This is a genomic window from Legionella israelensis, from assembly GCF_004571175.1.
GTDB lineage: Bacteria > Pseudomonadota > Gammaproteobacteria > Legionellales > Legionellaceae > Legionella_D > Legionella_D israelensis.
The window spans coordinates 1,080,639-1,103,774 of sequence record NZ_CP038273.1 but is presented as its reverse complement, the minus strand read 5'-3'; the positions used below and the strand labels follow the sequence as shown (position 1 = coordinate 1,103,774).

The following is a 23,136-nucleotide window of genomic DNA, read 5'->3' as shown; positions in this document are numbered from 1 at the left end:
AAGTAGGAACAGAATCTAAGATAAAATCCCTGGGATGGCGAGATAAGGGTATGCTCGCTTTCTTGTTTATTCTTGCGATTTTTTTAACCTTTCGTCTTGGTTATTTGTTTTTGGCCGATGCTCAACGTTTTCCCATTCATACGGTCAAAATCGTGGCAAGCTATCGGCATATTACTCATAAACAACTGGAATCCGTTTTATCCTCTTATCTTAAAGAGAGTTTTTTTTCTTTATCGGCAAGCAAATTGCAGTCTGCTTTGAAGAGCATGGACTGGGTGGACAAAGTTTTTGTTAAAAAGGTCTGGCCGGATGCACTTAAAATCACTTTGATTGAAAAAAAACCGCTTGCTGTGTTCGGAAATGCCTTCATCACCAGTGATGGCCGATTATTTCAAAAAGGTTTAGTGCATCATGATATGAATTTACCGGTTTTGCAAGGTCCGAAAGAACAACAGGCAAAAGTCTTACAAGTTTATCAAAAATTAAGTAAGATACTATCAGATTATGGGTTATCTTTGTCAAAATTACAGTTGCGGGATAATCAGGCCTGGGAGCTGACTTTAATGAACGGAACAGACCTGTTTTTAGGCAAGCAGGATCTTGAACAACGATTAGTACGTTTTTGCAAGGCATATCCAGCCTTAATGGCTGAAAAAACCGAACCTCCTGCCAGAGTGGATTTACGATATCCACGTGCGATGGCTATACAGTGGACACGTTAACGGGAAAAAAATGGCTAAAAAATCAGAAAAAAATATTATCACAGCTTTGGATATTGGCACCTCTAAAATCATTGCTTTAATTGGCGAAGTAGCAACCGATGGAGCGATTGAGATCATTGGTATTGGGCGACATCCTTCACGGGGTTTGAAACGAGGCGTTGTCGTTGACATTGAAGCGACAGTAAGCTCAATTCAGCGCGCTGTACAGGAAGCTGAGCTGATGTCGGGATGTGAAGTACGCCATGTATATACAGGAATTGCCGGAAGCCATATTCGCAGTTTAAATTCCCATGGCATTGTCGCGATACGTGATCAGGAAGTTTCTCAGGCTGATGTAGAGCGGGTGATTGATGCGGCAAAAGCAGTGGCTATACCGGCTGATCTGAAGATATTACATGTTCTTCCTCAGGAGTTTATCATTGATAATCAAGGCAGTATTCGTGAACCTGTTGGGATGGCCGGTGTTCGTCTGGAAACTCGTGTACATATTGTGACCGGTGCAGTGAGCGCGGCGCAGAACATTGTTAAATGTGTTCGCCGTTGTGGCCTTGAGGTGAATGATATTATTCTTGAGCAATTGGCATCAAGCCATGCAGTGCTCACCGAAGATGAAAAAGAGCTTGGTGTTTGTCTGGTGGATATTGGTGGAGGAACGACTGATATTGCCGTTTTTCTTGAAGGGGCTATTCAGCATACAGCCGTTATTCCTATTGCTGGCGATCAGGTGACCAATGACATTGCTATGGCTTTGCGAACACCTACTAAATCGGCTGAATCTCTTAAATTGTCTCATGGCTGCGCACTTCCTGAATTGGCTAGTTCCAGCCAGATGTTGGAAGTTTCAAGTGTCAGTGAGCGGCCGGGTAGAAAAATTTCTGCCAAAGCTCTGGCAGAAGTAGTATCTGCACGTTATGAAGAGTTGTTTTCTCTGGTCTATCATGAATTGCGACGCAGTGGCTTTGAAGACAGGGTTGCAGCCGGAATCGTATTGACGGGAGGGGCCTCTGGTGTTTATGGTGTTATTGAGTTGGCTGAACTTTGTTTTAAAATGCCAGTAAGGCAAGCCTGCGCGCATAATGTGTCAGGGCTGTCGGAAGCTACCAGCAGCCCATCTTTTGCAACAAGTGTTGGTATATTATTGCATGGGTTTCAACAGCAATATGAAGCTGGTTATAATGGACCAATATTAAGCGGTCAAAAAAGTCTTTGGTCACGAATGAAAGAATGGGTTCAAGGAAATTTTTAATCAACGATATCTGAAAAAACAGAAGCCAATGTTTCTTACAAAGCTGTTTTTAAAAGACAAAAAATCACGGGTTGTCGGCGAAATCAATACCAGGCCTTAAAATAATAAGCGGTATACGAAAGGGGAGATGCAAGATGTTTGAATTAATGGAAAGCCAGCAGGATAATGCCATTATTAAAGTCGTTGGCGTTGGCGGCGGTGGTGGAAATGCCGTTGAGCACATGGTAAATGAAAATATTGAAGGGGTTGAATTTATCTGTGCAAACACGGATGCACAGGCTTTAAAAAGCTCAAATGCAAAAATACACATTCAGTTGGGTGAAGAATTGACCAAAGGATTGGGTGCCGGAGCTAACCCTCAGATTGGGCGCGAAGCAGCTGAAGAAGACAGGGAGCGTATTAAGGAAGTTTTAAAGGGTGCGGACATGGTCTTTATTACTGCCGGAATGGGAGGTGGCACCGGAACAGGAGCTGCCCCTGTTTTTGCGGAAATTGCTAAAGAACTTGGCATACTGACTGTGGCTGTTGTCACCAAGCCTTTTTCTTTTGAAGGTAAACAACGTTCACTTTCTGCAGAAGAAGGTATTCGCAATCTGGCTGAACATGTGGATTCATTAATTACCATACCCAATAACAAGTTGCTCAGTGTATTGGGTAAAAACATCAGCTTGCTGAATGCATTCAAGGCTGCAAATAATGTCCTGCTTGGTGCGGTGAAAGGTATTTCTGATTTGATCACTCGTCCCGGCTTGATAAATGTTGACTTTGCTGATGTTCGTACCGTTATGTCGGAGATGGGCATGGCCATGATGGGAACCGGTAGTGCAGTTGGTGAGCAGCGAGCAAGACAGGCTGCTGAAGCGGCCATTGCCTCACCTTTATTGGAGGATGTGAACTTTTCAGGTGCTCGCGGCATTTTGGTCAATATCACTGCAGGTCTTGATATGTCCATTGGCGAATTTGAAGAAGTCGGCGATGTGGTCAAGGAATTTATTTCTGACGATGCTACTGTAGTGGTGGGGACCGTCATTGATCCGGATTTAACGGAAGAGATGCGCGTGACAGTGATTGTCACCGGCCTTGGCGATAACCGCCAACGCTCGCCTCAGTCGCAAGGTGCCAGAACGCGCTTAGTAGAAACTACGCGCAGCGATGGCACATTGGATTATCATCAACTGGACAGACCTGCCGTGATAAGAAAACAGACTCAAGGTGCCTCTAAAACAGCCGTAAAATCAACAGAGGAAGTTGTTCCAGATGTTGATTATTTAGATATACCCGCTTTTCTTCGTCGAGAAGAAGAGGCATAGTTACTCTCTTTATGGAGCCTCTCCACATAACGCAGTGTGGAGGGGAAATGATGTCTAATCGTAACTGCTTATCTTTAATGTCATGTAATGTTCAGGCTCATTTTCACCGTAAGGTGAAATGAGTCAATAAATGCAGCGCACTACTTAACCTTTATTCCCACACTTGGTAAGTCTGTTTGTAAGTCTGTGACCTCACCCTTCCCAGGTTTCTGAGAATTTGATAGCGGTATAATGTTTTCGTTAAGTTCTTTTTGACTGTTTAATTCTTCTTCCCGGTTTTTTTCCGGATCAATATCCAGCTCATTGTCACTAATATCCTCCAACACGATCAAAGGAGACTTGAGAGTTTCGAGCAAAGAATTGCCATGCTCACTAATAAAATTACTTGATTCAATAGCCTTGATGTGATCGGTTGCCTGTGCTTCTTGATCAATACAGATTTGCAGAAAATCGAGAAAATCTTCAGAATTAACTTTATTTTGCTTGATAGCTTCAGCCATAACTTTGTTAAATACATCGACTCGGTCGAGCTTAAGGGCTGCATTAAAAGCCTCATTCAGATTATTAGGCTTATGTTCCAGAGGAATCATGTTTTGTAAGCGCTGTTGAATATCAAAATGTAATTTTTTCAACACGTGCATACCAAATCCTTTATCTTTCGCCGTATTAATATAGCGCTGTAAAAAAATGACTGCATTACGTGTTACCAGCAGTTTCATTTCTTGAGTGTTAGTAGGTTTGGTCATTTCTGAAATATAATCATCAACTAATTTTAAAATACGACCACGATGACCTTCCCCATAAGCGGTACTGATTTGCTTCAAATCATCAGGGTTTAGGTAATCCACTTCGTGTTTCATTTGAATCTTAGACTCAGGGTGCAGCATTGTCTCATTCAAGGAAAAAAGATCTTCTTCGCTGATTTCAATTGCTTTAGATGAGTTGAGCCGGATAGAATCGCTGCCATGTCGTTTGATAAAATCTACCATTTTTGCAGATGGTTTACTCTTAAACTTAAGTAAAATGTTACCATTACGAAGACGTTCCAAAGTTTTTACAGGATTATCCTGGCGGTAGGTCCACGGATTTTTATAAGGCCTGCCGTCATCCGTGAACAGAGTGGGATTGTGTAACAATTTTTCCAAAACTAGTGATTGCTTAATGTGTTCCATGCGGAAGCTATCATGTTGTTCTGTCCGTACCTTTGGCAAGATGCCAGAAATTTTATCGATACGAGCTTTTATCGCTTCTCTGGTTTCAATAGCATCGTCTTTTAAGTCAGTGACTTGTTTCCTCTTCTCTATAAGAACCTGTTTGTCTTCCTCACTCAACAGAGGATTGTTCAGCATATCTTCCAACCGCTCTATTTCCTCTTGGTGTCTATCAGCAACGGTGGTGGCGTAAGTGTAAATTCGATTCTGTTGGGCTAACAGATGCATCAGGCTATCAAATTTGCTGCTGAGGGAAGAGTCTTCTATGAGGGTACGATTTCTGCCTTGACCATGTCTTGTATGCTTCATAAAAAATTCATCGGGTTGCAGGCTCAGGCGCGAATCCAGTTTCATTTTGTCGGTGGACATTATGACCTGATCAAAAATATAGAGAGAACGATTATCACGCAATGCTTTGTTTTGGTTGTATCCTCCGATACTGTCTGGATCGCTGCATACATAGAAAAGCCCAAAAGAGTCACCAAAATCGTCGATAAACTGATCGCTTTGCAAACCGGATCCAACTGTATTAATGGTTGAATAATGCTGATAAGTTTTTTTTTCTTTTTTTAAGGGTTCAAAGGCTTCAAAGATTTTTCCTTTGGCAAACTCTTTCATGAGTTTGATGTCATCAAAAGGTACAAAAAGGGCAGGTTGGCCATCATGTGTTACGATGGAAGAGCGAGTAGTATCCAGTCCCAGAATGCGAGATACGTTGAGAGCCATAGCTTCTCTCTGCACTTCTTTAATATCACCGTGTTTAGGTAATTTTAATATGCCCTCAGTACTCAGTTTATAATCATGGTGGTTACTCAAATAGTCATCGATAGAGTCAATATCGGTATCTTGTAAACGTTGCAACTGGGTTGTAACGGTTGCAAGACTCACCAGTGAAATTTTTTCAGTCACGCCTCCGGCTGCTTCAGCTAACGTACAATAGGTATTACCACCGCCATTCTCACCAGGTATTGCTATGGCAGTTAATTTGTTGATTTTGAGGAGATCTTTGGCAACGGTTAGGTATTTTTTTAAGTTTGCGGCCTGGTCATAGTTATTTGCTTTTTTAGCTTGTTTTTTCTCATCTTTAAGCTGTTATATTAAGCTTTCTATATCGGTATTACTGGTTGCGTCAAAGTCAGTGTTTTTTGTAATCTCATGAAGTAATGAAACGAGTTTGTCACGGCTTGTTTCGATTAAAGGAGTGATGATATCCCTCTGAGTGTCATTATCAATTGTTGTGATACGATTATAATAATCCGGCTTTGGCAGCTCGTTAATAAATATGCGATCTTCAATGCTTCTTGCCCGGTCTATCATCCTTCTTGGAGCAATGGCTGTAATCACGCTTGGGGCACCTATGGTAATCGTTACTCCGTTCCCAAGGACATCAGATAATCTTTCCCATTTTGCTTCATCTGTTTCAACATTTGGAAAGTCGAAAAGTTGATGATGAGTTTGCTCCAAAGTATCCAAAGCATTTCCCAACTCCTTATAAAAAGGTACATTTTCTATTTCTTCATATGGTACACTTATTTGTTCAAGATAACGTTTTATAATTCTTTTTTTTAATTCGGTATCCATAAAAATCCTCCAAAATAAATTGGGAGATATACTAATATTATAGATAAGTATTAGAGTGATTGAGTAATCGTCATGAAAGCTAAAGAAGATCATTTTAAAGAAGTTAATGCCTTGTTAGAGGCGGCACAATTTTCGAATGCCAGTGAAAAAATGAAATCTTGGCCTAAAGTATGGCTTAATCAGTTCCTGCAGACGTACCCCGAAAATTATGAACTTCTAAAACATGAAGATTTCGATGTATTTTGGGCAGGTAGACGAACCAATTTAGATTCCAGATTTTCTTTTGTTAAGCAAAAAAATCTTTCGGATATGGATGTGGTTTTAGGGTATGTTTTTTATCTTATGGCCAACAGAGCAAAAGCTAATGACGATGAGAAGCAATATATTGAATATCTAGGAATGGCTCTCAAGCATCATTCCATTCATGCTGCACAAACTTTTTTGCATAACCTGATGGTGAAAAAAAGCAGCGATAAGACCAAAGAAATGGAGATGATGGCTGCTGTTTTATATAATTGGAAAAACCTGGCTGCGCGATATGGTACTCCGGGATATTTGCTATTAGCTAATGGTTATCTGCATTTGTTGCAGTGGGGCAGCGAACAAAAGAAATCTGATCTTTATGATAATGCCAGCTTTTGCCTTTGGCAGAATCTTATTTTGGCGGAGTTGTATGAAGCTGAATCGGAAGCATCCCTTCAGAACGCTTATTTTGGGAAAGGACTGGCCTTGTCAAATTCTTTTAATCTTCATACTATCCAAGACATGAAAGAAAAAATCGCTCCGTTGATAGTCGATAACACAACAAGAGCGCGAGCGGAAAGCAAGGCTCGTCACTTGTTTGAAACCAGTGACAACTATAAAGTTGGACTTTGGTTGGAGTCAAGACAGAGAGCGAGACGAAGCGAGGTAGAAAGTTTTCATAGTCCCAAAATGTCATTATAGTCACGTAACTTTTTTGCACCATCAGAAATATTTCTTTTTCTAGTCCGCAATCGATAAAATAAAGAGTAAGGGACAGTTTCACGAATGTCACGGTTAAGACCGCAACTGCTGATTTATAGCCAAGCAAGCGTTAAATCTGTACTCAAATAAGCTATTCACGATACAAATAAGGATCACCATATTGATGATGTGATTTAAAAAAATATTGCTTGACAATTGTTTTCGTTTTCGGTGTACTACGCTGTTTGATGGCTTGGCTTTTCTTGCGCTGTTATCCTAAGCGTACAGGATATTTTGATGGGATGTAAAACATACGCGTTATTTCTGGAAAAAGCATTCAGAACACATCGTGTAGCACGCTGCTTTTGTGGAAAAATTCAAAAAAATTAGACTAATCAATGAATTGTTGTTATACTGTACGAGATTTGCGCGCAAAATAATAAGATCGATAAGAGTGAGCACTGAATGATAAAACAAAGAACTCCTAAGAAGGTGATCCAAGCCACCGGCGTGGGCTTGCATACTGGCGAAAAAGTGCTTCTCACCTTACGCCCAGCCCCGATTAACACTGGTATTGTTTTCAGGCGTGTTGATCTTTCCCCGGTTGTTGAAATTCCTGCAACTTACGATAATGTCAGCGATACCATGCTTTGCACTTCCTTACTTCATAATGGGGCTAAGGTTGCAACTGTGGAACATTTATTGTCTGCTTTTGCTGGCTTGGGTATCGACAATGCTTATGTGGATATCAATGCTCCGGAACTACCTATCATGGATGGTAGCTCAGCTCCTTTCGTGTTTTTAATTCAGTCTGCCGGCATTCGTGAGCAAAGTGCAGCGAAGCGCTTTATCCGTATTATTAAACCACTACGCGTAGAAGATGACGATAAATACGTCCAATTTCTTCCCTATAATGGATATAAAGTATCCTTTACCATTGGTTTTGAGCATCCTGTTTTTAATGATAAGCCTCAATCGGTAACTTTCGATTTTTCCGGCTCTTCCTATGTGAAAGAAGTATGTCGCGCCAGAACCTTTGGCTTTCTGTCCGATTACGAGAAGCTGCGTGAACGTGACCTGGCCAAAGGGGGCAGTCTTGATAATACCATTGTGGTCGATGACTATCGCGTTCTCAATGAAGACGGTTTGCGCTTTGATGGAGAGTTTGTGGCTCACAAGGTGCTGGATGCTGTTGGCGACCTTTATCTTCTGGGTTCAAGCTTAATAGGTGCTTTTGAAGGTTATAAATCCGGGCATGCTCTTAATAATAAATTGTTAAGAACCTTAATGGCCAGAGAGGATGCTTGGGAATACACCTATTTTGATGCTGAAAATTATATACCAGAGCTGCAATCGTCCCTGCAGCCGGTTGAAGCATAGGCATTGGTTGAACTTTTTTAATTAAAGATTCAGCTCCCTGAGTTACAGAATCAGGGTATTTTTCAGTATGCAAGCTCTATAAGATGTAAGAGAACAAGCTTCTGCCTTGAACGACCCTATTTGCTCCATCTTAAACGAAAATAAGCCTTCAAAATGTTCACATGACTATCTCTGGACTTTGGCCATTTTTCCTGTTTATCCACGCCCCAGCTTTTTTAATGCCTCTTTAAGCGGCTGGTAAGTCATTTGCTCACATGCGTTGAGGATATTTTTACGTGCATTTTCTGATATAGGATTTAAAGAGGGCTTTTTTTTCGGCCGTTCTCTTTCTCCTTGCTCAGTGATCGCAATGTCTATAGAGGAAAGTTGATAAAGGCCTTGTTTTCGCAAATTATCGCGTAATTCTGGAAGAATAAAACGAAGCTGGGAGGCCCAGGCTGCATCAGATGTGATAATTACTAAACAGCCTTTATTGAAACTGCCGACTTGGCAGAAGGGTTGCAGGTTTTCAGGCAGCAAAGGAATGAGTTTATTTTGCAATCCCTCCAATTGGAAAGCCTTTTGACAAATACGGACAAGCTGTGAATTCAGACATTGATTAATCGGCCTCATAATGCTTTCGTGCTCCTATCAGAAACGTCCGTACTTAACTTCGTTCATAATGACGGCAATTTGGTCTTTTTTGGACGAAGTATGATTTTATCCTGTATTTCAGTATGTAAAATGCAAATTATAAAATTTTTTTGATACAGTATACGACTATCCTTGCTAATTGAGAACCGGACGTGATTCCCATTGATCCAAAAAATGAAACGAAGGCTTCTCTCCCCTATACTGCACATAGGAGAGGAGGAACTTTAGTCATTTGCATATATCAGAGTCGCCCTTTGAGAACTTTTATCTTTGAATTTAGGAAGGCGTATTCACCTGCCTGGCTATAAATGCGGCTAATTAGCTAATTATATCGCTAAAAATGGCTTTGATTTCGTAAGCAGGACGCGCTATTCGCCTCATTCAAAATCATTTTGATACTTAATTATTCATCTTGCTTCAATGAATGAAAATGAGAATGGTCCTGGGCTCTTTGCACTTGTCTTTTACCGGCTCTAACTCAGGTAAGTATTTCTTTGATGATCCATATCCTTTGTACCTTAGAGTCCTTTTTAGCTGATTGTATCCATAGCAACATTGGTTTTCCAGGAGTTAATGCAGGTAAATCACTTGATTTTAAAGCTACAGTAAATGGATATTTCTTCCGTAAACGCTGTAAAACCGTCCAGACTTTACTGGCATTTTTTTGATAGTCTTCAAGTACTAATTCCTTATTTCTAAAGCGTATGGCGACAACTTCCCCTTTTAAAGCTTTTTTAACCATCGTTTCAAGTCTTCGCCATTGGGCCTGTTTTTTTCTCGACAATGCCGCTTGTGTTGTATTGTTTTGAAAACGCATTCTTCCATGCGGTAAAACGACTTTGGCCCAGCGATGTGTAGCTGGCTTTTGCTGTAACAGGTAATTGCATAAGGCATCGACCAAATAACGATAGCGTCCGGATATGGAAAGACTGGTGCCAGGAAGGTTATTAATGTAAATAGCAAAGGCAAGTGTATGACCGTTGGCTGTGTACAGATAGCCTGACAGGCTGATGACACCTCTCATGGTTCCAGTTTTTGCTCTCAGTAAATCCTGTTGTGAAGACTTATTAAATCGGCGTTGGAGCGTTCCATCTCGACCTGAAACCGGTAAGGCGGCGATAAACTCATAAGAAAAATGAAATCGCTCATGTAAAAATCGTAATAGTCTCACGGTTTGACGAGGTGTTAACAAATCGTAACGCGATAAACCCGAACCATCCGTTAATACGGCTGTTTTTAAATCGATACCTGTTTGTTTCTGTAGAAATTCTTTGATGAGTAATTTAGCTTCTCCCCAATTGGCTACAGAGCCTTTCAGTTTGAATGCTGTGTGGAGAAAAAGACTTTCGGCATACAGGTTATCAGAAGGCTTAAGCGTATCGTTCAAAAGTTGAGACAGGGATGATGAAGAACTGCTGGCCAGTAACAGGGTGTCTTTAGGGGCTTTACCCATTAGGATTTTGCCTTTTAAATGAATACGCTGGTCAGCCAGTTCTTTTTGAATAAAACCCTGCATATAGCTAAGGGGGTTGCGGATGGCCATTCGTTGTTGAATGGCCCACTGTCCAACTCCAATACAACCTCGAACGCTGAGATGGTTGTTTTTGTCCGTGGAAAAATCTACACCACAACCTTTCAGATTGGCTTTAGTACGAACTTTGTTTTCGATGATGATGGTCCCGCTGGGATCGGTGACTTCAATAAGTGCAGGTTTCCCAGCTTTTTCAGCTGGATTTACGGTCACGGTCAGACGATTGTTGTTCATTATGACAGGCGACAGCGGAGCTCCGTAACTGTATACCAAATCCTCAATCATCCATCCTGGAGCATAAGGATTAACGTGATTGTAGGCACTGTCGATAACAAAATCACCTTGAATGCTTTTGATGTTCCATTTTTTTAAGCTACTTAATAATGATTTCAGATGTTCATGAGTAAAGGAAGGATCGCCTGGCAAATACAAATAAACATTACCTTTCAGTGTGCCGTTTCGCAGACCGGTTCCATTGGTACTTAATTGATTATTAAAACGATAGTCAGGTCCTAAAAGCATTAATGCTGCGGCATCGGAAAATATTTTCATGTTGCTGGCTGGCGTAAATGCACGATCCGGATTACGAGCGTACAAGGATTCGCCAGTGGTTAAATCAATGACCTCGATACCTATATTAATGCCCGGATCCACTTCATTGATTAATTTATCCATGCCCGTTTGAATGTTGGCTACAGACACAGTTGACCACAGAAAACATGCAATAACCGATAAGCTCCTTTTCATCGATCGGGTTCCTTTATAGAGTGGAGTGGATAATGGAGTTAATGATCACTCATGAGTGATGATTAATCATAGCTTAAGCCAAATCGATCCAAAAGTCCTGCAAGCGTATCATTATCAAAAAATTTTACCTTCAACCATCCGCCCTTCTCACCATCCTCCGCTATTTGTACGGGTGTGCCAAGCTGTTCGGATAGTATGGATTGCAAACGCTCAACATCACGGTCATTTTTTGGATTTTTCACAGAAGTGGATAAATCCGTTTTACAGGACTTGACTTTTTGCTCCAGATAACGGACGGACCACTCTTCACGAATGGTCTGTTCTGCCAGCGTTTTCTGAAGTGGTTCAGGTAAACCCACCAAGGCTCTTGCATGACCGAGTGTCAAATTTCCTTCCGACAACCATTTTTTTACCAAAGTGCTCAAACTTAACAGACGAAGAATGTTAGCGATATGACTTCGTGATTTACCTACCCATAGGGCAATTTCATTTTGATGAAAATGAAATTCAGTGATTAAGCGTTGATAACCTTGAGCTTCTTCAATCAGGTTTAAATCCTGTCGTTGTATATTTTCAATTAAGGTGACCGCGCAGGCTTGTTGATCTGTATATTCGCCAACCAGGCAAGGAATCAGCTTAAGCCCTGCTTTTTGAGCAGCACGCCAACGCCTTTCACCAGCAATGATTTCATAACATCCAAGAGCGATTTCTCTGACAATTAAAGGCTCAATAAGCCCCTGGCTGATAATGGATTCAGCCAGTTCCTGCAAGCTGAGCTCATTAAAATCCTGTCGAGGTTGATATTGTCCCGGTTGCAGGGATTCAATCGGCAGATGTTTCAGTTCTCTAGGCATAAGACGGTAATAAAAAGTCTTGAGTGACATGGCTTCGCCGGTTTTAGCAGAATGCCGACCGATTCTATTTTTTCATAAGAGGGAAAAAAAGCAATAGGCTGGAGAAATTTTTTCCCCACATGAATTTTATTCATTTTGCAGTCTAAGCGTTCTCATCTGTTTTTAACTTGTTACGCAGTGTCGTTTTTTGCATTTTCTCAGTGATATTTGCTGTTCAAATGCTCATTTATGCCAGTAGCTTCGAATATCAAAACTTTCACCAAAATCAGCTAAAAAATACTGTGTAACATGAGTTTTAATAACGGTAAATTGCAGCTGCTCCGCTGTCGGTTGGCATTTTATCTCCTGGTACGACAATCACTTCTCCTTTATGCTTCAATACCTGTTGTCCCAAATCATCTAATACATCATCGATCTCAGGATTAAGTAATTCATCTTTTTCCACCCTACCTGTTTTCTCATCGATTTTTCCTGGAATTTGTTGATCGGCATCGATCAATAAAGTAACTACTTTTCCGGCTATGGCGGCTTTGCCAATATCAGCCAATTGGTCAGAACCCAGTTTTTTTGATTGTGCTTCGGAAAATTCTTCAATCAGCTTTTTCAGCCGTTTAAGATAATGAGGTTCCACAAGTTTCCATGTTTCTAATCTGAGTTCTTCCAGAGACAGGCTTGAAGGGTCAATTTTCAATCCTTCACTCATTAAATAGGGATTATGACTGACCTGGTGAAAAAGATGATGATGCTCAGGAAGAGCGGCAAGAATCAAGGGTAATTTTGTCTGTTGGGAGTGATGTTTGAAAATGGCCTGATCTACTATTCTGAAAAAACGTTCAGCATCCAAATCCACTTCATCTTTTCTGCCACCATGACCATGATGCATGGCTGGTCCTTTTGTGCCCATGCCATAAGTAGCCACCGTCAAGCGTGGCGAAGTCACTTCGTTGCCTAAGGCTTTGGCTAAGGTATTGGGCACCTCGCTGGATAATTCAACTTCATGCAGGTTGTCACGATTGCCTTCAAAGAGCTTCACCTCATCCCGATTTATGGCGAGCACTTGATAGCGGTCAGCTGATTGCATGATTCGTATCAGCGGTTTGACATGAAAACTATCAGCTACTATGGCCAATTCCGGCACAGATCGCGGCAGTTTATATATTTTAAAAAAGTCTGAATTGGCCATAATCGCCAAGCCATCGTGGTTGTGACTCCAGAAGTGATAATCCTCGAAAAGATCATGGAATTTATCAAGAAGTGATTGCATTTTTCTTTCAGGATATTTTTCTTGCAGGGATTTTTCTATGTTTTTCGTCAGGTTTTTAAAGCGGATAGCATCTTGTTCATTATCCGGGTGCGAGCGATGTGTCGGCTGATAAAGTGAGATGCATGGGCTTCCCTGAATTTGTATCAATTTTTGGTAATCGCTAACGAATGAATCCATTATCAACTCCTTTTAAAATGAAAATACGCTTTTATTGTTATTAGTATAGAACAGTTGCCCATTTTTAATGGGCAGAATATCCTTAAGCGTCCAAGCCGCGCTTTTTTAATAATCACGCTCCATTTAAACGTGAAATGTTCTCAAGGTAGCCAGCTCTTAACCAACGTGGTGGTTTTAAGAAATGATCTCTCCACCGTTGGGATGGAAAATTTGTCCTGTTATAAAATGACTGTCTTTGCTTGCCAGAAAAATATAAGTTGGCGCAATATCTGCCGGTTGTGCTGGTCGTTTCATCGGAGAATTTGAGCCAAATTCCGCTACTTCTTCTGCTGTAAAACTGGCAGGTATCAATGGTGTCCATACCGGACCTGGGGCAACTCCATTGACGCGAATTTCTCGTTCAATGAGTAACTTTGCCAGTGAGCGTGTTAATGACACCACAGCCCCCTTGGTAGCTGAATAATCTACCAGATGTGGGCTACCGCGAAAGGCGGTAATTGAGGTGGTGTTAATAATACTATCCCCGATATTCAGATGTGGCAGAATCTCCTGAATCATATAAAAATAAGAAAAAACATTGGTAGAAAAAACTTTATTCAGCGTTTCCTGAGAGATATCTTCTATCTTTTGAGTTGGAAATTGCACAGCAATATTATTGATTAAAACGTTTACCCTACCGAATTTTTCCAGACATTGGTTGATGGTTTTTGTACATTGTTTACGTTCGGACAGATCGGATTGAATGGCAATGGCTTTCCCTTTCATTTCCTTAATTTCATGAAGCGTTGTTTCTGCGTCTTCCGTTTCATTTAAGTAGGTAAAGGCAACTTTGGCACCTTCGGCTATGCAGTGATAGGCTATTGCTCTTCCGATACCACTGTCTCCACCGGTAATAACAACTACTTTATTTTTTAATTTATTAGCAGCTCGATAATCCTCATGCATGGAAATCGGCTTTGGCTGCATTTCCTTTTGTAAACCAGGCTGTTGTTTTTGTGTTTGTTCTGGAAGAATATTATTTTTATTTTCTTCTACAACATCACAGATGTTTTTGATGTCTTTGCTTTCGGGATGTTCTCTCGGTTTTTGGGTTTTAGACATGATTAACTCCATTTAATTCCTGTGTTTAAGGTATAGCAAATGTTATTTGTTTCTGCCTTCTTTTGAAAAAAGAAACTCGTTACAGTCTCGACTTTGTGAATTTTTTTCGCTTACAAATCACCGCGATGTTATATTTATCAAAATCCAGTATTTTCCAAGATTTAATATAAAGGATTGGCCTTTCTGTCTATGGTCCCGTGGTCAAACCACGGGGATTCGTAAATTTTTCACAAAGTCGGGTACAAGGTGATATCAATAAAATTGAGCCATAATAGGGCTTGCTATGTACCTTATTCAAAACCATTTTGCCATTCATTTTTTCGCTTTAATAAATGAAGTGGGGAGAAGCCCTGGTTTGTTATATACTTTTGAATGACTGTGATAACAATAGAATGGATTGTTTTTTCAGGAAAGAATCTTCGCTTGAGAATTTTCAGTTTTTAAAACTCCGAACTGGTTTTATAAATATCCAGATAAAAAGGTTTCCAGGTCATAAGGATGATTCAACTAAAATGCATATGAACATAAAAGATGTGTCGCAAAAAGAACTAAATCAGCTGATTTCAGAAGCTAAAATACCTACCATTGTCAGTGCCCTGGATCATGCCTCGGCAGAGCATCAATGTAAAATATTTAATTTATTGTCTGCGAGCAAAGCAGAAAAAGTATTCATTTATCTTGAACCCGTTAGCCAGGCACATATTATTCAGAAACTTGAGAAGCGAAAGGCTCTCGCCATCCTGGAAAAAATGGAGCCCGATGACAGGGCACGGCTTTTTAAGGAATTGCCTGATAAAATCGCAGATCGTTTTCTCAAGCGTTTAAGTTTTAAAGAACGTCATGCCACGGCATTGTTGCTTGAATACCCGGAAGAGACAGCCGGGCGCATTATGAGTCCTTTTTTTATTTCTTTACGCTCATCAATGTCCGTTGAACAGGCATTGGAAAAAATTCGCCAGGAGGGCGAAGATGCTGAGACCATTTATGTGCTGCCGGTGGTGGATGACAATAGTTTGTTAAAAGGCATTGTAGAGCTTGACAGGCTGGTGATGTCAAATCCCGATGAGCATATTGCGGATCTTATGTCTAAGGAGGTAAAAAGTTTTTCGGCCTATGAAGATCAGGAGAAGGTGGCTCGTTTTATTCAGTCTACAGACAAGCTCGCCGTTCCAATTGTTGATGAAGAAATGCATTTGATGGGCATTGTTACCATCGATGATGCCATGGATATCATGCAACAGGAAGAAACAGAAGACATTATTCTTGGTGGTGCTTCGGAACCTTTGCGTAAACCCTATCTTTCAGTGTCTATTTTTCGCTTAATGCGGGTAAGAGTGATTTGGCTTTTATTTTTGGCATTGGCGGGTACCTTAACCGTTAATGTTTTAAATGCTTTTGAGGCCACTTTAAATGAGGGGATTGTGCTTGCCTTATTTATTCCGCTTTTAATAGGTATTGGCGGTAATACCGGCTCTCAGTCTGCCACCATTATTGTACGCGCTCTGGCTATGGATCACGTGCGTATTGGTGATTTTATAAAAGTTGTTGCACGAGAAACGGCGGTTGGTATTTTATTAGGTATGATTCTCGGTGCGGTGGGGTATGTTTTTATTTGGGCTGTTTTTCAACAAAATATTGCCTTAGTGGTTTCCTTGAGTGTGATCGCCATATGTACGGTTGCGGCACTGACGGGCTCTATCATGCCGATATTGGCGCGTATTATGCACCTTGATCCGGCTGTGGTCAGTACGCCTTTTGTCTCCACAGTGATAGATGCAACTGGCTTGCTCATTTATTTCATGATAGCCAGAATGATTTTGCATCTTTAAAGGCACTAGACAATGATTTTCTCCCAGGAACCATAGGAAGAAACAATTTTTCCGCGAGGAAGGGTTAACAGGAACAAAAGTACACCGCAAATAAGGCTGGCGATGGTAGCCAGAGCATCGGCTCCATAAGCAAAGGGCGTAATTAAAAGAGCTATGGCAAAAATTAAATTGATAAAGCGCACTATCCTTACTGACTCGGCAAGCGCTGTGACCGTCACCGTGATGATTAATGAGCCTATTAGATGATCAGCATTAGCCATACTGCCTGTAGCATCAAGCGTTATTCGGGTGAACATTAACCAAACGCCAATCAGCAGGCATAACATAAGGTTCCAGGGAAAGGTGACACCTCCACTTAACATATCTTTAATGATAGCACCTGCAGAACGTTCGAGATCATGGGCATGAGGCTCTTCTTTTTGCGGTTTTTCTTCATCACTGTCACCAACGAAGAATATTTTCCAGAACGGTCGGCCTGCTTTCCATCGTCTCCAAAGGAAAATGCTTGTGGCAATGATTTCATCGAATGAATAAGGAATCTGTAAGACCATGGCAACGGCTCCAATTAGGCAAAGTGTACACCAGGTGTTTAGTAAAATGGGTTGAATAATGATAAAAGTGATAGAGACTGCTCCTAAAGGAACAATCATGAACCCAAAGAGCAAAACGAGCCAAGGCATGGTTCGCCAACGATTGCTTCCTCCAATGATGCCCGTTAAGATTTCCAGTAAATAAACGACAGCTCCCAATCCGGCATCGGGTACTGGCCAGGCTTCAGATACATAAGAGGTGATGATTTCTTCTGTTCCATTTTTAGGGTCAGTTGTGCTGCCTTGAAAGAAAGGATCCCAGGCATTGTCAATATGCCCTAATTGATAGGCAGCTAAATATCGGGAAATAAACAGCCCAATAAATGCAAGAATAATGATGGGCAGACGTTGTGGCCAGGTGGATGGTGAAAAATCCCAACCGGGTGGAATGACAGGACCAGTCATTGCTGCATTGGGAGCAACGCCAATATCAGGACGGACTAATATTGAAAAACCAATGATCATTGAACCGACCAGGGTATCATTAAGATAGGCTGCGGCAGTTGGAACCCAGAATACCAGTGGGGCAAAAATAACCCATAAACCAATGGTAGTGCATACCAATCTGGCTATTGCCATACGCCATGACAGGCACAGAAAAGAAAAAATGACTAAAAGACATCCACTGACAATGTCACTGATACTGTTGTAATAAGATTCATACCCTAAAGTCATGGGTGAGGTAATAAGCCAGAAGCCAAGTGAGAGATTTAGAAAATGCGCCCAAAGGTTTTGTTGATGTTGCTTTTTCAGTTGTTTTTCATAACTTGCGCGTATTTTTTCAGCGTTTTTGTCTTTTATTCCCTGCATCCAGTGTGGCAGGGTCAAACCGTTTTTTTCATACCATTGCTCTGGATCCTTTTTCAAGAATTGAATTATTTTAGACAAGGTATCCTCGATACGGTTTTTCGGTTCCCAATCAAGCTGTTTTTTAGCTTTACTGATATCCAGTGAGTAGTGGTCCGAAGCCATGTCAATCATAAAGGGTCGGATAAAAGGTTTTTCTCCCTGGTCAAAATCATCAGGAACAATCGGTTCTGATTTTTCTTCAATCCAGGCACCTGCTTTGGCGATGGAGGACGGAACAGTTATGATTTCTGCTTTTTCCTGATGAATGAGTTGAGTGATTTGTTCCTGAAGATTCTGATAGCTTACCGCTTGACTTTCACCGGCAAGAATGATGTCTTCTTCAGGCAGTTCCTGGCGTTTATCTACAGCTTTTTTAAATAAGTCAACCAGGTCGTCCTGATGAATGAAAGATTGTCCGGCTCTGAGATCGCCTGCGTATAAATGACTTTTTACACGACGCTCATAAATTCGGGCGATTTGATGAGAAAGTGTAGGGACACAGCTGGATTCATCGTAAAGGCCGGCAAGCCTTAAAATAAGATAAGGGATGTCTCCATGATGTTTTTTGATGATCTTTTCTGTTTTTAATTTGGATTGCGGATAAATCCATTTTGGATTTAAAGACGAGTCTTCATTGATCATCTCGCCTGGTTGACAGGGTTGATGAACCAGCATTGTACTGGTATAAATAAATTGCTCTACTTCAAAATTCTGTAGTTTCTGTAAAAGATTTTTCGTGCCTTCAACGTTGACGGCTTCATAAAGAGGAGATTCCTCACCGCTAAAATCAAAATAAGCAGCAAGGTGAATCACGGTGGCAATTTTATTGCCGTATCTTTCTTTAAATCGCTTTAATGCCAATTCGATAGAGGCGGTAGAGGTGATATCAAAGGTAAAATCACATTTAGTACCTTCCATATCAAATCCAACAACATCATAATCGTTTTTTAATGCTTGAGTGATTGCCGAGCCGATATTTCCTGAGCTACCGGTAATAAGGACTACAGGTTTTTTCACATTAGACATGTTAATAAATCCTTTTATATGATTCGATTTAAGCCTGGGCACGTAAGAAAATGATCATTAACTTGTGAGTCACCAGGTCGTGTCCTCATACAGCAGTATATCCTCTCATCAATAGATTAAATCATTTTATTAAATATTTCGAAAGTTGATTTATTTAATTCATGATCCTGTATGACGTCTAGAGCACCGAATGTAAATATTAACTCCATCTCTACGTTCTGCGGCTTGGCCGCAGAGTCCGGTGAGGCTAACAGATTTCTGGAGCCTAAAGACGAGCCGATGGACGTAGGAATTGTATATAAATCAATATAATTACTCTATTATAGGTCAAATATTGGCTGTACAGTTATTGTTGATGTAATTTAAAAAAATCAATGGTAGATTGATTATAGTTGTCCGAATAGATAGATGCCTTTTGGTTTTTTGCATTACAAATATAAATAATATTGGCCACCTTGCTGCCCCAGTTTAAGGGGATAATACTGCAGTAAGGAAATACGCTGGTTAGTGTCTGATGCAAACGCTGGGAATAATCATCTTTAAAAAATGGATTGGCAATGATATTGGCAATAAATAGCCCGGAAGGTGTTAAGTGCTCAGCTATTTTTTGAAAATATTCAATGGTCAAAAGGCTCGGTGGGATACTGATTTGATGACTATAGACATCGGAAATGATGAGGTCATAACGCTGATGACTTTGTTGCAGAAACTGTCTGGCATCCTGGCCGATAAACTTCCCCTTTATCGGTTTTTCCAGAAAATGTTCTTCCGCCAATTTTTTCAATGCTGGATCAATGTCCACATAAGTAATGTCATTCTGATGTGTCCCTGCGGCAGAGAAAGTAAATCCTCCAGCACCTATGACTAAGATTTTTTTATTTTTAAGATCCATGTGTTTAAAAAGGATATTCCGTAAAAACTCAATGTAGGATAAGGCTTTATTGTTCGGTGTTATTTTTGAGCTTAAGGAATTGTTGATCTGTAAAGTTTTACTGAAGTCAGAATGGGTTTCAATTTTATAATTGGCATAATTATTGGTAAGTTTAAAAAAAACTTTTTCCACATTAACGTTAAGTTGAAAAATCAGGATCAGTGCAAAACTCAGCCCAAGCACGGTAAAAATGGAGAACCGGCTGTATGGCATCAGATAAAGAACAAGGAGAAAAAGGAGTAGACAGTTGATAAACACTGTCCAGGCAACGCCGAGGTAATGAAAAAGAATTAAAGAAGTCAGGATGGCCCCTAAAAATGAGCCTATCGTACTTACAAACAAGGCTCTGCCACTGATATGACTGACACGCAACTCTTCACTGAACAAGTTCGTTGTTAGGGGGATGGTTTGTCCCAGCCAGTATACTGTTGGTGCTATGATAATAAGCAAATAAAGGGTCAGATTGATTAAGTAAGGAGTAGAAAATTTGACATTGGCAAGCAGATAGTACCAGGCTACGAAACTGTAGCTGAGCCCAAATCCCACCCATACAAGGCTGAAGCTGAAATTGCGGCTGATTTTTTTGAAAAAATGATCATGATGGGTTCCTCCTCTCCAATAACCTATAGCCAGAAATAACAGAAAAATACCAATGACCATACTGGTGATAATGATATTGCTGCCATAGAAAGGCATCAGTTGCCGGATGGCAAGAATCTCAACAGAAATGGTTACAAAACCTTCAATAAGTAAAATAAAAAAAAGAGCTCTTAGCATAATTTAATTCAGCCTAATTCTTGCAACCAGCATTATTTTTTTGCTGCTTTCCAGGGGGGCTCCTGCTTGTCAAATTTAACATGTACATCCCGTTGAGGAAAGGCAATAGTGATGTTATGTTCTCTGAAGGCTTTTTCTATCGCGAAATGCAAATCACTGGCTACAATATATTTCTGATTAACATCCTTGATTAAGCACCAGGCTTCAAATATTAGGGCACTTTCACCAAAGGAGCAAAACAATACCATGGGTTTCTTACCCGGGCTTTTTATGACATCAGGGTGTGCTAAGGCCGCACTCATCATCAAATCCCGCACTTGCTCTGTATCACTGCCATAGGCAACACCTACGCTGACCTTAACTCTCCAGGAGGTATCGCTGAACATGTAATTGGTGACTTGATGGGTGATGAGGTCAGAATTGGGGATAATAATGTCCTCCTGAGTAGGAGTGAGAATTTGTGTTGATCTTACCCGTACTTTTTTAACGAATCCTTCGACGTTATCAATGCGGATACGATCACCAGCCTTAATGGGTTTTTCAATGAGCAAGATTAATCCCGAAAAGAAATTGTTGACGATCGATTGCAGACCAAGCCCGATTCCCACTGAAAGCGCACCGGCAATGATGGCTAAATTAGTGAAACTGAAACCGGCAACTAATAAAGCGATAATGAGTGAAATAATGAACCCGGCATATAACATAATCGATGCCAATGCAACCTGGGTTTCTTCTTCATGGTCAAACTGCCGACTCCGGCTGATTTTCGTGGCTATGTGCCGTGAGAACAAAATGAACAGACAAAAAATAAACAGACCTGTTGCCCATTGCAGGGGAAGCACGATAAAACCTGCAATGTGAAAGCCATTGATCAAATAATTAAGGAAATAATCGATATAATAACGAACTTCGTCAATCATGCGAGCAAATAAATACAACAGGCCAATAATGACAATCGCCTGTCCTAGTATTTTTAATATCAGTAATTCAAAAAAAGGCAATTCGCTGGCATAGCCAAAGTTCTTTTTCAACTTCCAGCGAAAAGAAGGGTTATAATTGATCATTCTGTAAAATTTATTAATGCCAAGAAAGAAAAGTCCCGCAAGAGCTGCTGTCATGAGTAAGACAAAAATAAAATGAGCTGCGTTAATGGCCAGGATAGAATAACCGACAAAGGCCAACATCAAGAGTGCAAAAGCAATGAAAATGATCAGCTGATATACCAGATTTTGATGTTTTAAACGGGTAAACAATGGGGCATGAGTCCGGTAGAAGCTGAAAGTGAAATACAACATGGCAGATAAAGATATCACCAGCATTAAGTTTTCATATAACTGCAAAATATTATTGGTAGCCTGATAAAGCTGGAGCAGATTGAGTCCGATTTTGCGAAAAAAATAAAGACTGAGAATGGTATTTCCAATTCGTCTCAGAAAGCGCAAATCTACGCCATACCATTGCAGCAAAGCCGGTATACGGCGTAATAAAAACAAAAAATTGAAAAAAGACAAGGCAAGAATGTAGAGGGTAAACTCTAAAACAATGGATTGGAACAGAGCATTATCCGTAGAATCGATAAATGGATTTGGAAGCAACAAAAAAATTAATAGAAAGAGCAGCGTTGTAAAAATGAATACAGTGTACCAAGCCAGAATAGACTTTTTTTTCCGCCATTTTTTATGCATGAGCCGCCGTATACGCCAACTGATGATTCCAGCAAGCAGCAATAAGGGTAAAAAATAAATGATTAATTTTCCCGCGTCTTGAATATTATTTTTTTCCAGCTCCGGAAGCGTCACTGTCTGCCAGTCGGAAGAAAATTGCTGCAGACGCTGTATAATATTTTTACCTCGGGTAAAAGTGATTTCTTGTTTTAAAGACAGTCTTTTTTTATGATAATCTTCCAAAACTTCTTCGGCACGGATTTTAAATAACCGGCATTCAGCTAATTGTTTTGTCAGGTCTTTTTTCTGGTTTTCGAGGTAGTTTGCATCCACACTCTTGGATGCTTTTTCCTGCTCGCCAAAATACTGTTTAATTTGTGAGTCGATATCGTTAATTTTGTGATGAGCGTTTTGGATACATTGATCAGCCTCGCTAATGAGGGCATCAAGTTGAGAAATGGATTTGTTCAATATTTTCAGGTTTATATCATTTGAGGCCAATTTAAATTCGATCTGATGAAATTGCCGGTTGGCTTTTTGGATATCAAAAGTCACTGCACCGGCCGTTTTTTCAGGAACTGCCGAGCTGTAGCAAGGGTATAAAAAACAAAAGCATAAAATCAGCAATAACAGATACCGTTGTCTCATCATGAAACAAAGTCCTTTTTTGTTTTTAAGACACTATAACAGGTTAATAACTACCTTGTGAAACAAGAATTCTGACAGGTTATTTTAAAACTGCTAAATTAGAGCTAAACTTGGGAGAGG

At 40.4% G+C, this 23,136-nt stretch carries 16 protein-coding genes; 6 read left to right on the top strand and 10 right to left on the bottom strand.

All coding sequences use genetic code 11. The annotated features are described in order from the left end of the window. Positions 1 to 50: 50 nt before the first annotated feature. The 3 genes from E4T55_RS04820 to ftsZ all read left to right on the top strand — a co-directional run bounded on the left by E4T55_RS04820 (position 51) and on the right by ftsZ (position 3,278). Entirely contained in the window at positions 51 to 722 is a 672-nt protein-coding gene (locus E4T55_RS04820; RefSeq protein WP_058500530.1) for a cell division protein FtsQ/DivIB, read from the top strand. 10 nt (positions 723 to 732) lie between these two features. Continuing rightward, positions 733 to 1,968: a cell division protein FtsA gene (gene ftsA, locus E4T55_RS04815; protein WP_058500475.1), complete on the top strand. Its 1,236-nt coding sequence runs from the start codon at positions 733 to 735 to the stop codon at positions 1,966 to 1,968. A 134-nt stretch (positions 1,969 to 2,102) separates the two neighbouring features. Next, positions 2,103 to 3,278 (top strand): cell division protein FtsZ, encoded by a 1,176-nt coding sequence (gene ftsZ / locus E4T55_RS04810; protein ID WP_058500476.1) that lies wholly within the window; start codon positions 2,103 to 2,105, stop codon positions 3,276 to 3,278. Positions 3,279 to 3,418: 140 nt separating this feature from the next. Here ftsZ and E4T55_RS04805 read toward each other — a convergent pair whose 3' ends face one another. Both E4T55_RS04805 and E4T55_RS04800 read right to left on the bottom strand, forming a co-directional pair. Next, positions 3,419 to 5,398, bottom strand: a complete 1,980-nt coding sequence (locus E4T55_RS04805) for a hypothetical protein (protein ID WP_058500477.1) — start codon at positions 5,396 to 5,398, stop codon at positions 3,419 to 3,421. A 183-nt stretch (positions 5,399 to 5,581) separates the two neighbouring features. After that, positions 5,582 to 6,070, bottom strand: coding sequence for a hypothetical protein (locus E4T55_RS04800; protein ID WP_058500478.1), 489 nt, complete (start codon positions 6,068 to 6,070; stop codon positions 5,582 to 5,584). Positions 6,071 to 6,142: 72 nt separating this feature from the next. Here E4T55_RS04800 and E4T55_RS04795 point away from each other — a divergent pair, with 72 nt between their 5' ends. Further along, positions 6,143 to 7,015: a DUF5630 domain-containing protein gene (locus E4T55_RS04795; RefSeq protein ID WP_058500479.1), complete on the top strand. Its 873-nt coding sequence runs from the start codon at positions 6,143 to 6,145 to the stop codon at positions 7,013 to 7,015. Between the two features lie 465 nt (positions 7,016 to 7,480). After that, complete coding sequence (lpxC, locus tag E4T55_RS04790) at positions 7,481 to 8,395, top strand: UDP-3-O-acyl-N-acetylglucosamine deacetylase (RefSeq protein ID WP_058500480.1); 915 nt, start codon at positions 7,481 to 7,483, stop codon at positions 8,393 to 8,395. A gap of 195 nt (positions 8,396 to 8,590) precedes the next feature. On the opposite strand, the gene E4T55_RS04785 is transcribed toward lpxC, so the two are convergent. The 5 genes from E4T55_RS04785 to E4T55_RS04765 form a co-directional block, all read right to left on the bottom strand. Beyond that, positions 8,591 to 9,007: a DUF721 domain-containing protein gene (locus E4T55_RS04785; protein ID WP_058500481.1), complete on the bottom strand. Its 417-nt coding sequence runs from the start codon at positions 9,005 to 9,007 to the stop codon at positions 8,591 to 8,593. 499 nt (positions 9,008 to 9,506) lie between these two features. Further along, positions 9,507 to 11,306: a D-alanyl-D-alanine carboxypeptidase/D-alanyl-D-alanine endopeptidase gene (dacB, locus tag E4T55_RS04780; RefSeq protein WP_058500482.1), complete on the bottom strand. Its 1,800-nt coding sequence runs from the start codon at positions 11,304 to 11,306 to the stop codon at positions 9,507 to 9,509. Between the two features lie 62 nt (positions 11,307 to 11,368). Continuing rightward, positions 11,369 to 12,160 (bottom strand): ParB/RepB/Spo0J family partition protein, encoded by a 792-nt coding sequence (locus E4T55_RS04775; RefSeq protein ID WP_058500531.1) that lies wholly within the window; start codon positions 12,158 to 12,160, stop codon positions 11,369 to 11,371. Between the two features lie 295 nt (positions 12,161 to 12,455). Next, entirely contained in the window at positions 12,456 to 13,601 is a 1,146-nt protein-coding gene (locus E4T55_RS04770; RefSeq protein WP_058500483.1) for a baeRF3 domain-containing protein, read from the bottom strand. Positions 13,602 to 13,775: 174 nt separating this feature from the next. Continuing rightward, complete coding sequence (locus tag E4T55_RS04765) at positions 13,776 to 14,702, bottom strand: SDR family oxidoreductase (RefSeq protein ID WP_082636453.1); 927 nt, start codon at positions 14,700 to 14,702, stop codon at positions 13,776 to 13,778. A 512-nt stretch (positions 14,703 to 15,214) separates the two neighbouring features. Between E4T55_RS04765 and mgtE the strand changes: the two genes are divergently transcribed. Beyond that, positions 15,215 to 16,531 carry a magnesium transporter gene (gene mgtE / locus E4T55_RS04760; protein WP_065235960.1) on the top strand — a complete coding sequence of 439 codons (1,317 nt, stop codon included), beginning with the start codon at positions 15,215 to 15,217 and terminating at the stop codon, positions 16,529 to 16,531. 5 nt (positions 16,532 to 16,536) lie between these two features. Here the strand turns inward: mgtE and E4T55_RS04755 are convergent, their stop codons facing one another. From E4T55_RS04755 to E4T55_RS04745, 3 genes are all read right to left on the bottom strand, one after another. Continuing rightward, positions 16,537 to 18,996, bottom strand: coding sequence for a vitamin K epoxide reductase family protein (locus E4T55_RS04755; RefSeq protein WP_058500485.1), 2,460 nt, complete (start codon positions 18,994 to 18,996; stop codon positions 16,537 to 16,539). A gap of 346 nt (positions 18,997 to 19,342) precedes the next feature. Next, positions 19,343 to 20,704 (bottom strand): fused MFS/spermidine synthase, encoded by a 1,362-nt coding sequence (locus E4T55_RS04750; RefSeq protein WP_058500486.1) that lies wholly within the window; start codon positions 20,702 to 20,704, stop codon positions 19,343 to 19,345. 32 nt (positions 20,705 to 20,736) lie between these two features. Continuing rightward, positions 20,737 to 23,019, bottom strand: a complete 2,283-nt coding sequence (locus E4T55_RS04745) for a mechanosensitive ion channel family protein (RefSeq protein WP_058500487.1) — start codon at positions 23,017 to 23,019, stop codon at positions 20,737 to 20,739. Positions 23,020 to 23,136 lie beyond the last annotated feature (117 nt).